Below are 16462 nucleotides of genomic sequence, written 5' to 3'. Positions count from 1 at the left end.
GCTCGATCTCACAGGCGCTAAAAATGCTGTGGCCAGCACCTGTCAGCCCCGATGCAATCCTGTAGGAGCGGGTTCACCCGCGAACACCGGCAAAGCCGGTGCCATTCACCGCAGTCGCCTAGCGCCAGTCAGCCACAATCCCATATTGCAGCGCCAACGCCTGTGCCGCCACGGTGCGGCGCTGATACTGCGGCGCGCGTTGATCCTCGGCCAGCCACAGCATCACCGCCGCCGGTACCTCGGGCGGGGCGCTGCCGGCGCGCAGGGCAATCACGCCCTGCTCACCGATGGTCGCCTTCAGCGCTTCGGTGGTGACCACGCCGGGGTTGAGGGTATAGGCACGGATACCGCGCTCGCCCAGTTCCACCGAAAGCATGCCGGAAAGCCGCGACACCGCTGCCTTGCCGGCACCGTAGGCATAACCCCAGCCGCCTTTGTCCGCCGCCACCGGCGGGTCGCTTTCACCGGCGCCAGAGGTGACGTTGATGACCACCCCGCCGCCCTGCCCCAGCATCCGCTGCACCACCGCCCGGGTCAGCAGGAACGGGCTGAGGATATAACCGGTGAACATGCGCTCGAGGGTCTCCGGCTGCAGCGCCAGAAAGGTCGCGTTAAGGTCACTGCCCTGGTAGATCGCATTGTTCACCAGCACATCGATACGGCCGAACTCGGCCAGTACCGTTGCGCAGGCCTGTTCGGCCGTGCTGCTGTCCAGCAGGTCCATCGGCACCACCAACGCCCTGCCACCCAGGCTGCAGATAGCGTCGGCGGTCGCGTTGAGGCTGCCCGCCAGCGGCGCGCCGCTGGCATCACGCAGGGCATGCGGGTGCTGCTCGCCCTCTTCCAGGGTGCGTGCGCTGATCGCCACATCATAGCCGGCGCGGGCGAAGGCCAATGCCGCCGCCCGACCGATGCCACGGCTGGCGCCGGTAATGAAAGCCACTTTGTTCATGCAAGATCCTTTTCAGAAGCGCGGCGCACGCACCATTGCGTCCATACCGCCATCGATGAACACCACGCTGCCATGGATGAACGCCGCCTGCCCGGACTGCAGGAACGCCACCAGCGCGGCGATTTCATCCGGGGTGCCAGCACGCCCCAGCGGCGCAACAAAGTCACGCACCGCCTGGCCAAACCGGGCATCGTCCAGCGACGCCTGGTGCAGCGGCGTCTGCACCGCACCGGGTGCTACCACGTTCAGGCGTATGCCGCGGTCGGCCCAGGCCGGCGCCAGTCGCCGGGCCTGGTGGGTCACAGCATACTTGGAGCAGGCATAGGCGATATGCGGCTGGCCCAGCGTATTGGCCAACTGCACTGCGCTGGCCTCGTCCCCCTCCAGCATCGCCGCCGTCATCGGCTGCTGCTCGGCACCCGGCTGGGTCGACGCTACCGAGCCGATCACCAGCGCCGCCGGTGCCTGGCCACGGGCCAGGGCATCCTGCAGGCCATCGAGCAGCTGGCTGACACCAAAGTAGTTGACCGCCAGCACCAGCCCGCAGGACGGCGCGGTAACGCCAACCCCGGCACAACACACCAGGCCGTCCAGTACCCCGCCGCTGCGTTCCAGCACCTGGTCGATGGCGGCTTGCCGCCCCTGGGCGGTGGACAGGTCGGCGATAACCTCGGCATTGCTGCGGTCGATACCGATTACCTCATGCCCCGCCGCACGCAACGCAGCACTCACCGCTGCGCCAATGCCCGAGGCACTGCCACTGATAGCTGTAACAGACATAGTGAATCTCCATGATGGGTGCGACCAGTATCGGCAGGTGCTGCACGCGCCGGCATCGTCCTGGCGGACTACATCCGGCGCGATGGGGTGGCTTCAGGCCCGGCGTGGCAAGGCGACTGCCAGTTGGGGGGGCGGCACCTTGAGGCGGTCTATGGTTTTCAGCGCCACCTTGGGCTTCCCCAACGCGACCACGCTGTTGAGCAGGATGCGCACCAGCTCGGTCTGGCGCCGCACACCGGTCTTGGAAAAGATCGAGCGCAAGTGCGCACGGGCGGTGTTGCGGCGGATGTTCAGCACCTCGGCGGCCTCTTCCAGGGACAGGCCATTGGCCAATTCCATGGCCAGCGCGGTTTCGGCGCGGGTCAGGTTGAACAGCTGCTTGGTCACCACCTCACTGGCCAACGACTTGCTGGCGGCATCGCGGATATACACCAGCGCCGCCGGCTTGCCTTTTTCCTCGGCCCAGTCCAGCGACGGGATCGACTCCACCACCAGCCCCAGGTTGACCAGCCCCGACGGCCGGGTCACCGACATCGCCTCGGCGCTCTTCGGTGCGTCGGGGGAAAAGGCCGCGCGAATCAGGCGCTGCAGTTCACGGTTGTCGCTCGGGTAGGTGGCCTCCAGGCGCCCGCCGACCAGCTTCAGGCCGTCGGCACTGGCAAGGATGTCCTGGGCCACGGGGTTGACCCGCAGCACGCTGCCGCTTTCGTCCAGCACCAGGGTCGCCACCGAAAGCCGGCTGATGGCCTGGGAATACAGGTCGCTCAGCGATTCGCTGCGGTCCAGCAGGTTGTGCACCTGCAAGGCCCGGCGCAGGTGGGGCAGGAACATGCCGCACAGCGCGCGTTCATGGGCCGAGAAGTTGGCCGAGCGCTTGGGCCGGGTGATGCGAAACCGCAGTTTGCCGCCGTCCGGGGTGGAGATGTCTGCCCCCATCACGTGGTAGACGTCCTGCGGGCCGCAGAACATCTTGAAGTAACCGCTGAGCTCCCACTCGGTCGAGCTCATGATGTCATCGACGGTGAACACATGGTCGAGCGGCTGGTTGGCGAACGGCGAATTGGTCTGCGGGTAGGTCATGTAGCTGACATCGCCCGCCCCTTCGATATCGCCGGAAATGATCATCACGCCCATGTCGGGCTGGTCGGGCACACGCAGGATCAGGGTGACGTAGTTGGCTTCGTAGAGGGTACGGAAGCTGCCCAGGGCCCGGGCCATCAGCTTGGGGTCGAGGGCGCCTTCATAAACCTCGCCGACCAGGCGGTCGTAGGCGGCCAGGTCGAGGCCGAGGGCGGCCATTGCATCATGGGTCAAGACAGCTGTGTCCACAGTCTTCTCCTCGCTCGGGTAAGGCGTGGGCCTTCCCTTGTTATTTTTATAATTTCGGCTTGGGCCGGCGGCCCTTTGCTGCAACAGTTGCCCGTGGCCAAGTCTCGCTGGCAGGGCCCGGTGCCGACAATAGGGGCACCGGGTTTATTTCGGTTACCGGATGCTTCAGCGCTGAACACCTGCCAGCACCGCACGCGCTGCCGCCTGCCTGGCCACCAGCGGCCGGCCACGGTTGAACCAGGCGGCCAGCGCCGGCAACAGGAAGATTGCCCCCAGCACGTTGACCAGGAACATGAACGACAGCAGCACGCCCATGTCGGCCTGGAACTTCAGCGGCGCGAAGGCCCAGGTGCAGACGCCGATGGACATGGTCAGCGCGGTGAACACCGCCGCCGTGCCACGTTGACACATGGCCTGATAGAACGCCTCGCGCAGGTCCGCACCGGCCTGCATCTCGTGCTGGATACGCTCGTACAGGTAGATGCCGTAATCGACCCCCACCCCGACCCCCAGCGCCATCACCGGCAGCGTGGCGACCTTCAGGCCAATGCCCAGCAGCGCCATCAGCGCATTGCAGAGGATGGCGACGATCGCCAGCGGCACCAGGATGCACAGCACAGCCCGCAGCGACAGGAAGGTCAGCCAGCAGAACAGCGCCACCGAGCCGAACAACGCGCCCAGCATGATGACCTCGGCACGCTTGACCGCTTCGTTGGAGGCGGCCATGACGCCGACGTTGCCCCCGGCCAGCAGGAAGTCGACCTTCGGCGTGCGCACAGCGTCGATGATCCGCCGTGCTTCATTGATCGCGTGGCTGATGGTGGCGCCCTCATGGTCGCTGAGGAACACCAGGATCTGCATCTGCTGGCAGCCCTCGGTGACCAGGCCGTCGTCGGGCATGTAGGCCCGCGCGCCCTGGCTAAGGCCACGCGCGGAACCGGGGATGGCTGCCCAGCGCGGGTTGCCCTCATTGTTACCGGCGATCACCCGCTTGCCCATGCCCGCCACGCTTTGCACCGACTGCACGCCGCTGACCGCGCGCATGCGAAAATCAAAGGCTTCCACCGCGCGCATCACCTCTGGCGACAGGCAACCCTCTTCGGTGCCTTTGACCTCGGCAAACACCGACAGCACATCCAGGCCGATCGAATAGCTGCTGATGATGCGGGCGTTGTCCTGGTTATAGCGCGAGTCGGCGCGCAGCTCCGGCGCGCCGGCGCCGATATCGCCCACGGCCAGGTCCCGCGCCTTCCAGGCGCCTGCTACCAGCAGCGCCAGGCTCAAGCCGAACACCACCAGCGCCGGGCCCGGTTCGGCCAGCGCCGAAAGCCGCCACCACAGGCGGTGACGGCCGGCCCGGGCGGCCTGGGCCTGGCGCAGCGAGGCGGGCTCGAGGTGCAGCCAGGAGAGGATGATCGGCAGCATCAGCTTGTTGGTGACGATCATCAGCATCACGCCAATGCAGGCGGTGACGCCCAGTTCATGCACGATAGGGATATCGATCAGCATGATCACCCCGAAACCCAGGGCGTTCATCAGCAGCGCCAGCGAACCTGGGATGAAGATCTTGCAGAATGCCGAGTGGGCCGCCTGCAGCGAACTGGCGCCGGCCACCACGTCCTGTTTCCAGGCGTTGGTCATCTGCACGGCATGCGACACGCCGATGGAAAAGATCAGGAATGGCACCAGGATCGACATCGGATCGATGCCCAGCCCCAGCAGCGGCAGCAAACCCAGCAACCACACCACCGGCAGCAGCGCCACCAGCAGCGCCACCAGGGTCAGGCGCCACGACCGGGCATACAGCCACAGTAACAGCGCGGTGATGGCGAAGGCGATCACGAAGAAGCCGACCACGGTGTTCAGGCCTTCCACCACATCGCCCACCAGTTTGGCAAAACCGACGATGTTGATCTCGATGTCGGCGTTGGCGTACTTGTGGCGGATCGCCTCGAGGTGCTCGGCCACTGCAGCGTAATCGACCGCCTTGCCGGTTTGCGGATCGATGTCCTGCAGGTCGGCGCGCACCATCGCCGATTTCAGGTCGTTGGCCACCAGCCGGCCGACCTGCCCGGCCGCAGCGGCATTGCTGCGCACCTGGGCCAGGTCCTCGGCGCTGCCGTTGAAACGCGGCGGCACCACCACGTCACCGTAGAAGCCATCCTCGGTGATCTCGATGTAGCGCACGTTGGCGGTGAACAGCGAGGTGACACTGGCGCGGTTCACCCCGGAGATGAAAAACACATCGTCGGTGACGTTGCGCAGGGTATCGAGAAATTCCGGGTTGTACAGGTCGCCCTCGCCCTTCCAGCGCACACTCACCAGAAACCGGTTGGCACCCGTGAAATACTGGCTGAAGCGCAGGAAATTGACCATGTAGGCATGGCGTACCGGGATCTGCTTGTTGAACCCCGGGTCAAGCTGGGTATGGGTGGCGCTGTAGCCCAGGCCCAGGGTCAGCACTACGAACAACAGCAGCAAGCCCTTGCGGCCTTTCATCAAGCCGTTGGCGGTGGCCTCGACGCAACGCGCCACGCCAGTCTGTGCCTTACTCATCGGAACGCCTCTTGTTTATCCAGCGTGGCCAGGTTGCCCGCCGGCTCGACGAAAACCCCCTGCTCGCCCCCCAGCAACAGCCGTGAACCGACCATGGTTGCCGAGGTGAGGGTGCCGTGCCCGGCGATCCGGGTGGCGCTTGCCAGCTCGCCCCTGGCATCCAGGCGAACTACCGAACTGCCAGCGCCGACGATCACCAGGCCACCGCCAGGCAAACGGGCGTGGCCGTACAGCGGTAGCGCATTGCCCACCTGGACCTGGCGCCAGTGCTCGCCGAAGTCGTGGCTGACAAACACATGCCCGCGCATGCCGTAGGTAACCCAGTCGCTGGCGCTGAGGCGCACGATGCCGAACAGCGAGCCGTTGTAGAACGCCGGCAAGGCCTGCCAGTGCGCACCGGCGTCGCGGCTGCGCAGCACCAGGCCTTGTTCGCCGACCAGCATGCGCCGGCCGTCCTCACCGCCGTCCATGCCGTTGAGATGGGCGCTGTCGATGTCCAGCGCCAACGGCCGCCAGGTCGCCCCGGCGTCATCGGACTGGTAGAACTTGCCGAAGCTGCCATAGGCCAGCACCCTGTCGGCACTGGCCGCCCACACCCCCAGCAGGGGCTCGCCGAGCTGGTCGTCGTGGCGCACCTCGCGCCAGTGCTGGCCGGCATCGTCAGAGCGCAGGATCCAGCCGTCATGGCCGACCGCAAGCAGGCGCTGGCGGTCGAGGGCCACCACGGCAGTCAGGGCAACTTCGCGCTGCGGCTCGACCACCGCAGGCTGCCAGCTGGCGCCCTGGTTGTCGCTGAACAGGATGCTGCCGCGCTCACCCACGGCCAGCACGCGCGGTTCGAGGGCGAGCAAAGCGTTGACCTGCACCCGGTCGGCACGCAGGGGGTCGTCGGCGGGCGCGGCTTCGGGGCGGGGCAGGAAGGTAAAGACGATGGTCAGCCCCACGAACAGGCAGACCAGATAGCCGATCACCGAGCGCATGGGCATCGCTCCTGATCGAGGGGCAGATACAACGCAGCCATGGAGCCGTTCCTCTTGTTCTTGTCAGGCGGGGGCATGAGGGGATAGTCAGTCGGGAGCGCGGCGCAAACATCGTCCAAATGGCTTAAGGTTTGGCTGTATCGACCTTTAGGCCTTCTGCGCGGGTGAACCCGTGTGCGCCCCCTGTGGGAGCCGCGCTTGCCGGCGATGGGCCGCGAAGCGGCCCTGGCAATTTATGCACCAACTTTGAAATCGTGGGGCCGCGTCGCGGCCCATCGCCGGCCATTGCGCTCAGTTAATGCGAAGCCCAGATCATCATCGGCTACTCATCCATCAGACCGAGGGTGGTCAATTCGCGCACATGGCCCATCAGTTCGCAGGCCCAGACCCGTATGTTCGCAACTGACATTTTTGCCAGGTGACAAGCTGTCAGATCTACATGAAGCTCAAGGCACTCAATGCAGCAACGCCGAGTATCAAGGCTTTTACACAGAGCCTGACACCCTCTCACCAACGTTGTTCACCAGGGGTAGTCCAATGGGACGTTTCTCAGAAACATTCAAAACAGGCTACAACAAAGAAGTCATCGAGAAAGCCAAACTAAAAAATGGCGACAACATAACAATTCAAGCCAAACTTACAAACAACACTAAATTTCTGAGTTTAGAAACCGACGGAATCACAGCCGCTCATGATGCTCAGCAAAAATACCCCAAACGTTTTGTTTTTGATGAATCCGCATTAGGCCCATTGCATACGGAGCTGCTGGAGGATATCCATGGCGTTGCACCCGAAATCATCACGCTCTATAGCAGCAACCCAGAATTCTACAAAGATTATGAAGCCGCTTACGAAGTGTTCGTATCCGAAATAATTCAAGCGGGAGCATCGATAACAACAACTGCGAACCTAATGCCGATCTCCACCAGCCACACACCGGTACTGATTGAGCTTAAACACCCTATCGAACCCTTTTCAAAACCCCATGACAGCACGGCCATCTTTAGGGAGTCTTACACCAACAGCCTATATACCGACCCTGTTCCCCGAAAACTGAAAAACTATAGCTTAATCGGTTACCTGGATAACAACCCCCCTTCCCTGTCAAGCGCACAACACATCACCGTATCGACAGACAAAATGCTCCGAGACATCAAAACACAACTCGCGAAGACACACCCCCTACTGAATTACTTCACTGCACTTGACGACGACGACGACGACATCGACATCTCTTCTCAAGACATCCGCACAATCTATTCGCTAGCTGCCGTGGAGGATTTCAGGCCAGTAACGGAAGCGCGTGCAACAAAAAAAAACCGAATCGAGCCCCCTCCAGAGCCCGTGCCTTCAGACGCGCAGACAACTGAAACGTTGTACCCGGCTGCACACGCATTAAATAACGACATGTTGCCAAGCATGACAGGCTTCGAGCACAGTGTGTTAGGCACCGGTGATTGCGTCTGGGCAAGCCCCTGCCATGTGCTGGCGGACCGGGACCTGCAGCTGGACGAAACCGTTCACGTCTGGGCCGTCGACCCTATCGACGGACGCGTGCTGAAAACCGTCTCGCTAACAGCGACCGAAGCCAACAAGGCCCGCGTGGCCTGGCCTGTTGCGTTGGTCAAGGCGATCCAGGCCGACGAGACGCTGGTCGAAGGTTCCGTGCTGCTCCAGGCCGGGCATCTCTCGAACGACGCCGAACTGACCGAAAACACCGATGCCCCCACCTCGCAAACCTTCACGGGGTACAACAACGTCGAGAAAAGCCAGGTCGACCGTTTGTGGGCATTTGATTCGCATTGCAAGTTGCTCAGCAACCTTCCGTTCAAGGCCAATCAGGTCTGTGCACTTACGCTTCCAGATGCAGCGCCTTCCTTGGGAGATCGTGCATGCATCCAAGTACGCCACAGGACCAGCCAGCACCTGTACGAATCCCATTTTTTCCAGCCCGAAGCGAGCAGCGCCAGCGATAGCTGGAGCAAACAGATGAGCGAATTTCTCAACCAGCACAGTGCAATGCTGAGGGCCGGCAAGCGCCAGGACGATGACATCAGCATCACTCCTGCTGAGCAAGGTAATCAGCTGTGGATACCGCAACTGTCCGACCTTTCGGTTCAACTTGAATCCGTCAATTGGCTTGAGCATGCGTCATTCACTGTGAACTCGGACCTGGCCCTGGATAACGAGGTGATGATTGCGGTACACGATGATGTAACGGGCGCACCGCTACCGGGATCGCCGTTCACGTTCTCCCCAAGTAGTGAAACGCAGGCGCAGAACCAATGGCCGGCCGTGTTGGCCAGCCAGTTGGCCGGCAGTCCCTTGGCACCCTACATCAAACTGGAACCGGCAAGCGGCGGCGGCACGGCCCCTGCATCGACATGGCGTTGCTTGCGCGCAGGGGTCCCACTTCGCATCTGGATGAGTGAGCCCTTGGCTTCACCTGCTTGGTCAAGCCGCTCCGGCGAGGATATCGATGACGTGCTTGACGCCTGTCTTGGCGATGAAAGTGTTCAATTGCTCATTGAGAGCCGTGACACGCGCACGGGATGCCTCTGTCACGCCTCATCCATTACCTTGTCGGCGATGGAGGCTTCGATAGATCAGGCAGCAAAGCGGGCCAAGCTGGCGAAAACGCTTAACGAGCATTTGAAACAAAACGGGGTTGCTTGGCTTGGGCTCAGCATCGACGCCAACGTTTCCAACGCCTCCCGGAACAATTGGAAAGTGGGTGAAGCAACTGTTCTCCAGCTACAAACAACACTTGAGAAACTAACATCAACACCCATAGCGACTGGCAGTAAAAGCACCAACCCGTTCCCAATTGAAATTAATAAAGTCATCCTGAACGGACCAGTGCAGGCACATAACGCCCACGCTACCAACGCCAACCAGCGCACACCACAACCCGTCACAGACGACATATATTATCTATATGCAGAGCTACTTCAAAAACAAGTTAGTTCTCCTGCAGTCTTTCCAGTCACCACAAAAAAAATCATAAAAAATCTTGCACAACTCAATATACACACACCCCCAATCGAATTGACACACAGCGCGCTTGATGAAGTTTCAAAAGTAGTACACTCTAGACAGGAAGACATCGAAGACTCGCCATTCAGCTCCAGCATGCCAGACCCACGCCTCGTGACCACCCAGCAGGGATCTTCAATGTTTGATTCCACCTGGCTTATTGCAGCTGGATTTCATTATACACTTGCTGGTTTGCTCCGACTTGCTAAAACCACTAAACATAGAGATCTTAGCACTCTTGCGCAGATCTTCAGTGACAGAAAATTCATTGAAAAGACCTTATCAAACCTAGCGACCACCCAGTGCCACCTCGCAACCATCGACATCCATTTCTCCTCTTTGCGGCAGCAACTCTGCATTGTGCTTGATGCTCAAGCCATCGATAGACGTTTTTCTCTAGTTTCCTGCAGCCGCAATGACTACGGACTTGCACTCGACTTGAACGTCCCTTTCGAACCCGGTGAAGAAAGCGCTTCAGCAGGGATTTTGATCGGCATCGTGTCTCCTGAACTTCTGTGGAGGAAAATTCAAAGTTGCACAACAACAAAAGAAATAAGTATCGAAGAGCCTGCGCACGACACACTGTGTGCCGACATGGCAAATACCGACGGGTCCGAGCTCTTCGCCTCTAGCGGCTCGCAGCCCCATGGCGTCTCGCCCCAGACAGGCCTGTTCCACTTCCATCACACACTTGCAACGCTCTCCAGCCTCTCAGGCAACACGCCTGCGATCCCACTCGCGCTCAACTACTCGCCGTTCCGTGCCAACGAAAGCGCCCTCGGCGATGGCTTCGCGTTCTCGGGGTTTTCTTCTTTCGACAATCGAAAGCGGCGCCTGGTACTGGGTAACGGGACCGTGCATGAGCTCAGCATTGATAACATCAAGCAACTGATCGAAGGCGAGCCGATAGTGCGCCTTGGCTATACCCTCAAAGCGGGCCAAGGGACTACCGACGAGATGAGCGCTGAAGGTGGTAAACGAAAGACCTATCACCTGACGACTTTCACGATCGAATATCTTAACGGCCACGAAGAAGTGCTTGGGCTCCCCCAGGCCCATGACAACCTGGAAAGTGGCGGGACCTATAAAGATAACCTTAAAGGCCAGATCAATGTAATTATCGCGAAAATCGATAAAGCACTGGAGGACCTGAAAACACCATCAAAAGATGCACCGCCAGTATGGAGCATTATCGGCGGTTTATTGACCGGAGGCACTGGTTTTCTGGCAGCTTCAAAAGTTGATGACTACGAAAACACGCGAAGCATACAACTCTCTTCCATTGTCGCGGGCTTTATCAACACCACATGGGGCGCCGACTTATTAGGCAAGGATCGGGAAAAACTCAAACAGGTCATCGCGAATAAAAAAGATCTGAACAATCTGAAAACCGAAATGGCGCTGGCACTCGCCGATATCGAGCGCAATGCCTTGATCCTGGTGCCACTGCAACTCAAGGCCGACAACAGAGCGCTGCAACTGGACTGGCAAGGCGTAAAGGGCCATGTCCGCCTGAACAGCATAAAGGACGGTGTCAACGTGCTGCTCGAGGCCGAACACTCCGCCGAGCCGGTGCTAAAGGGTAGCCAACAGAGCGTTTTCACCCTCTGGCCAGAGACCGATGAGCGCTGCTGCATCACCCTGGACATCAAAGACTGCCTGCTTAGGCGTTTGACTCGATCCAGCGGCTCCCAGACGGACAAGCCCGACCAGCGCCTGTACTTCCAGTACACCGTGTCGGCAACGCTGGACAATGTATTGTGCTGCATTGCCGAGGACGATGGTTCACGGGAAGTGGTCGCCTACGACGAGTCATTTTACAATTCAGCACCTCGTGTCGCGCTGCACACCTTGGTACCCGGTGGCCAACAACCCAATACCCACCATGCCTGGGCCTGGGAAGGTAGAGAGCAGATCACCGCAGCCACCCGCTACGCGCACGCCCCTGTCGGCAGCGACCTGGAACAGGTGCCATCCACCCGCTGGGAGTGGTCCCACAGCGCTGACGGTGCCACGCAACTTGCGCGCCTGATCGAAAAAGTCCCCGGCGAGCAGCAGCGCATCACGCGCCATGTCTATCAGACCGACCACGCCGTGCCCGCTCCGCTGCGCCAGCCGCGGCAAACAGAGCAGCACATCACCGTCGAAGATCTCCGCGTCGCCGCCACTGCCGAGGAACAGCAGCCATGACCAGCACGGATCAGACCACCTCCAGCCCAGCCCCCACCCTTCCAGCCGCTTCGCTCACGGAAACCGCGCTCACCCGTTACCGCCCCGGCGGCCTGGAACCTATACAGTTCATCACTGACGATGGTTTGCACACACGGCTCTGGTACTACGAGGCCGACGCCCATCCACTGGCTATCAGCAAGCTGGTTGCAGGGCTGACACTGGCCAAGGTCACCACCGGTACCAACGCCACGCAAGGCACCACCGGCAGGGCGCTGGCCGATGCCACCCAGCTCACCTGCACCGAGCGCCCGGCGGCAGGTAAAGGCCTGCTGCCACTGTGCGCGCAGTACCAGTACCTGCTGCTGCCCGACGGTACCCGCCAGGCCCCGGTACTGACCCTGTTCGGCTACGCCCTGAACCAGCGCGACGAGCACGGTACCCTGCTGCCCAACACCGTGCTTACCTTCGAAGGCTTCGAAGCCTTTGCCGACAGCGACACCCTGGCCTTGAAGGACGTGAAGCTGGCCAAACCGACAGCGTTGTCCGTCTCCCTGGTGCAGGCCAACTACCAGCACCAGACCGGCGCGGTCCGCAGCAGCGAACGCATCGCCACCCAGTGGTACCAGAACGACAACGCACGCAGCACCCAGACCGTGACCGAGGTAGTGACCATCGGCCGACAGGCCGCCACCCTCGAACTGTTGCGCACCACGCCCTACTCGACGGCAACGGCCATCCTCCAACGCCACATCGTGTCGGCGCGTACCGGCCGCCTACTGCGTGAAACCCGGCAAGACAGCGAGGGCAAGGCCATAGCGTTTACCTGCCATCGGTACGATAGCCTGGGCCGGGGCGTGCGCAGTGACACCTATGCGTTCAATGAACAGGCCTTTACCACTGGCTTGGTGACCTCGCTAGTACTCACCCACTCGCAATCCATCCACTACTCGGAAGATGGCAAGGGAAACTGTGTCAGGAGTTGCGACGCCCAGGGGCGTCACCAGCAGTGCTATTACGATGGCCAGCAACGCATCGTGCGCCGTGAGCTGCAACGCGTGCCAGGGCTAGATCACGGTGCCGACAACTATTGCACGGTGGAACAAACAGCCTGGGACAGCGATGGGCAGATGGCCGGCCAAGTGAGGTTCGACTACTTGCCGGGTGGCTTACGCATCGACAACGTCAAAGCACTGCCCGAGCGGAGCAAGGACTGGTTCTGGCAGGCCCACGGGCATGACCCGGTGGTTACCGACACAAACCAGAATGTGTCGCTGACCACCCGCTCCACCCTTGGGCTGATCTCGCAGGGCGCACTGAGCACTCAACAAACCACCCAGCGCAACCTGCGGGACGGGTCGGTCACCCTGACGCACGAAACATGGAAAGGCCTGGAGAAACCTGCCGCCGGTGCAGCCATCACAACCACCCAGACGCTGAACCAGAAAGGCCAGCGCACTCAGGTGACCGAGGACATCCCCGGCTATGCCAAGCAAGCCAGAACCTGGAATATCAGCTACGACGGCCTGGGGCGCGCAGAGACACTGACCCAACCGGACAAATCGATCATTACCTGGGCCTACGAAGGCTTGAACGACGCCCCAACCCGCATGAGCGTGAAGAAGTCGGCGAACGCGCCAGAACGGGTACTGGCCAGCCGCACGTTCAACGAGGGCGCCGTGGCGACGCTGGTCAGGGGCAGCGATACCAGTCAAACGCTGCGAACCCGGCCAGACGGTTACGTGAAGCCAGACGGTACCAGCCTTTACCATGCACGCAACGACGATGGCAGCCTGTCCTGGTATGCACAAAAAGGCAGCACCGATAGCAAGACACCCTTGGTAACCTTCAAGTTGAGCCCCGTCACACAGGCCTTGCAGGCCGAACGCCCGGTGCAGGGTGATCATCAAAGCCTGGTCACCAGCGAAACCTTGCAGCCGCTGCTATTGGGCACCTGGCGCTTCAACCGGACGGTGCACGGGCAACAGCAGCGCGATGAGGGTTCGGCCTCCCTGCGCTGCGTCTTGACCGGCACATGGAACAGCAACAACCTGCCCCTGCAGGCCTGGGAAAATGCCCAAGGTTACCGCAGCCGGTTGCGCCGGGGATCACTCGAATACCAATACACATACACTGCACTGGGCCAGTTGGCCTGCCTCACGGTGCAAGACATGCGCAGCGGCCGGCACTTGCAGGTGCTGCACGACTACGATGCCTTCGGCCGCGAAACCAAGCGCAGTTATTCGCTGAACGGCCAGGAAAAGGTGCGCTACGAGCAAACCTGGTCACCGGCCAGCCAGCTGCTAAGCAAAACGCTGTACCGTGACGGCACACGGGCAAGAACCGAGACATTCGTCTATTACACCAGCGTGACCGGTACCAGCGATGAATTGCAGCAATGGACGGTGGACGCAGTGGCGGGCGAGCAGGTCAAGGATGACGAAGGGCATGCCATCAAGGAAGAGGCTTACCAATACGACGAACTGGGCAGCATGACCCAATGCTCGACCACGCGTAGCAACAACGACACGCTGGTACGCAGTTATGCCTACGACGATGCGATGCATCCAACCCGGCGTACGGCGATCACCTGCACCGCGACACTTGCCGGCAAGACCAGTACCCGCACGGTCACCCTGACGTACGACGCCAACGGCAACCTGGCGACCAACGAGCGGGAACAAACCCTGGCCTACACTGACAGCGGCCGCCTCAGGTCAGTGACTGCAAAGGGTGGCACGACGCCGCTGACCTATTACGAGTACGACGAACATGACCGGTTGATTGCCCAGTGTGATGTCGTCAACAACCAGCGGCGCATCCTCAACTATGGTGCCAATGGCCTGAGTGGGGAAACCTGGCTGGATGGTGCAGGCAAGGTGCTCAAGCGCCTGACGCTGGATGACCAGGCGGGCCTGGCGGTTGCCTTGGGCGATCAATGGCTGTTCGTGCTCGGCGACCCGCAGACCGGTGGGGGTGACGAATACCAGTTCAAGGACGGCGCCTGGGTTCGCCATTCGGTCACGTTCACGCCTTGGGGCGTTACCCATCTGGCCACTCTCAACGCTCAATCGGTGGGCGTCGGTTACAACGGCCAGCGGGTGGATCGGGTGACGGGGGGTTTCCATCTCGGCGACGGCTACCGCGTCTACGACGCCCAGCACAAAGTGTTCTGCCAGCCCGACGACTGGAGCCCGCTGGGTGCAGCCGGCCCGAATGACCGTGCCTACTGCCCGAAAGCCGACCCGGTCAACTTCGAGGATCCCAGTGGCCACATCATGCTCAACCGCCAGGCCCAGGCCGCGAGCCTGACCCGGCTCGACACCATTATTGCCGCGCTTACTCCCAGCACGGAGACAGCGCCACCCCAGGCTGCGAGCACGGGGGATTGGCTGTTGTTCGCTGGCCTGACGATTCTGGGTGGGCTGCTGATCGTAGCTTCGGCAGGCACCCTGAGTGCGCCGGTGATCGCCGGGCTGATGATCGCCTACACAGCGGGTGCCGCAGTTACGGCGACGGGGATGGCATTGAGGCAGTCGAACCCGGAGCTGTCGCGGATATTGGAACCTGTGGGGCACGTGATGATGGCGTTGGCCAGTGCGCCGGCATTCGGCTCGCAGATGGCCGGGGTGGCGAAGGCGGTGATATATGGATCGACGCTGGCGTATGCAGGTTTGACCATCGCTCAGGTATCGGTGCAACAGAGTAACCCTGAACTGGCCGAGAAACTGGGATGGGCGGCGATGGCTGCTGGCCTGGTTGACCTGGCGCATGCCGGAGCGAGTAAGCTGAGTAAAGCGCTTGGCGAAGGGTTTCATAAGCTGCGCGCTTTGCGCGCATCGCTGGGACCAAGACGATTCAAATATGCCGTTAGATCACCCCATGCTCCGCGACCTACCTCGTATCCGGGCAATCCCATGGGAGGTAAAACTGCAGGGCTCAGAGTATTCGGAAACAAGTCTCAACAAGTGATTTCTCAAGCAGCCCCCGGTAGGGCTCCCGTATGGTATCAGGACACCCTGCCCGGGCCCCAGCAGAGAATACTCTGGACCGCTGATATGACTGTAACTCACAGCGACGTAAAAGATGCGCTCATTAAAATATCCAGGCGCAACTCAAAAAGTGACATCCATGCTTATACAGGTGCTCACGGCGAAACAACTGGAGACAACTTCACTAGCTACCGAAGCACCCTAGGCAAAGTTACAGTCAGACGCGACCCTTATCTCAACGACGTAGAATTCCTTCTTGAAGACAAATCTGCCTTTTCTCACACCAAACCCAGCGACCGTTTGCGTAGACTCGTCACAGAAGACGATGTCAACAGCTTCAATATACTAAATGGAACCAACTATGATTATCGAGATGTACGCAGAAATTTACGCAACCGGAAGATCTACATTCATGATCTGAGAGGTAGCGATCTCAAAGGGGTCACCCGTGCCCAGCTCGACCAATGGGAGTCTCTTCCAGGCCATCACCTTCATGCTTACTGCTTCTCCAGGAATGACGAGCGCTTGCTTCATACTTATAATCTCGCCCCTGTCATTAGTTATCTAGGTTAACGCATACCTACGCCTCATGACTACTTCCGGCACAATAGGCCTTGCAGGTAGAAAGTCCCGAGATTTGAAAGAGGTGCTCTTCGAGTACCTCTTTC

General features: G+C 60.7%; 7 protein-coding genes. 2 read left to right on the top strand and 5 right to left on the bottom strand.

Translation table 11 applies throughout. The features are described from left to right. Window positions 1–118 precede the first annotated feature (118 nt). From AC5O5I_RS11120 to AC5O5I_RS11100, 5 genes are all read right to left on the bottom strand, one after another. Complete coding sequence (locus AC5O5I_RS11120; protein ID WP_172232045.1) at window positions 119–952, bottom strand: SDR family NAD(P)-dependent oxidoreductase; 834 nt, start codon at window positions 950–952, stop codon at window positions 119–121. A gap of 12 nt (window positions 953–964) precedes the next feature. Next, a complete protein-coding gene (locus tag AC5O5I_RS11115; protein ID WP_172232048.1) occupies window positions 965–1732 on the bottom strand; it encodes an SDR family oxidoreductase in 768 nt (255 codons plus the stop codon). 93 nt (window positions 1733–1825) lie between these two features. Further along, window positions 1826–3061 carry a helix-turn-helix transcriptional regulator gene (locus AC5O5I_RS11110; RefSeq protein WP_494512581.1) on the bottom strand — a complete coding sequence of 412 codons (1236 nt, stop codon included), beginning with the start codon at window positions 3059–3061 and terminating at the stop codon, window positions 1826–1828. 165 nt (window positions 3062–3226) lie between these two features. Then, the gene (locus AC5O5I_RS11105; protein WP_172225223.1) at window positions 3227–5617 is read right to left on the bottom strand and encodes an efflux RND transporter permease subunit; all 2391 of its coding nucleotides are present in this window, start codon (window positions 5615–5617) and stop codon (window positions 3227–3229) included. Further along, complete coding sequence (locus tag AC5O5I_RS11100; protein ID WP_172225226.1) at window positions 5614–6597, bottom strand: WD40/YVTN/BNR-like repeat-containing protein; 984 nt, start codon at window positions 6595–6597, stop codon at window positions 5614–5616. Before AC5O5I_RS11100 ends, AC5O5I_RS11105 begins: the two co-directional genes overlap by 4 nt. Before the next feature lie 537 nt (window positions 6598–7134). Between AC5O5I_RS11100 and AC5O5I_RS11095 the strand changes: the two genes are divergently transcribed. Both AC5O5I_RS11095 and AC5O5I_RS11090 read left to right on the top strand, forming a co-directional pair. After that, window positions 7135–11823 (top strand): hypothetical protein, encoded by a 4689-nt coding sequence (locus tag AC5O5I_RS11095; RefSeq protein ID WP_494512580.1) that lies wholly within the window; start codon window positions 7135–7137, stop codon window positions 11821–11823. Further along, a complete protein-coding gene (locus AC5O5I_RS11090; protein ID WP_494512579.1) occupies window positions 11820–16367 on the top strand; it encodes an RHS repeat-associated core domain-containing protein in 4548 nt (1515 codons plus the stop codon). The genes AC5O5I_RS11095 and AC5O5I_RS11090 overlap by 4 nt, the downstream gene beginning before the upstream one ends. The last annotated feature ends 95 nt before the right edge of the window (window positions 16368–16462 follow it).

It is taken from the genome of Pseudomonas sp. 9_2_1 (assembly GCF_059295275.1).
The sequence above is the reverse complement of the archived record's forward strand: the minus strand, read 5'-3'. Positions and strand labels throughout refer to the sequence as shown.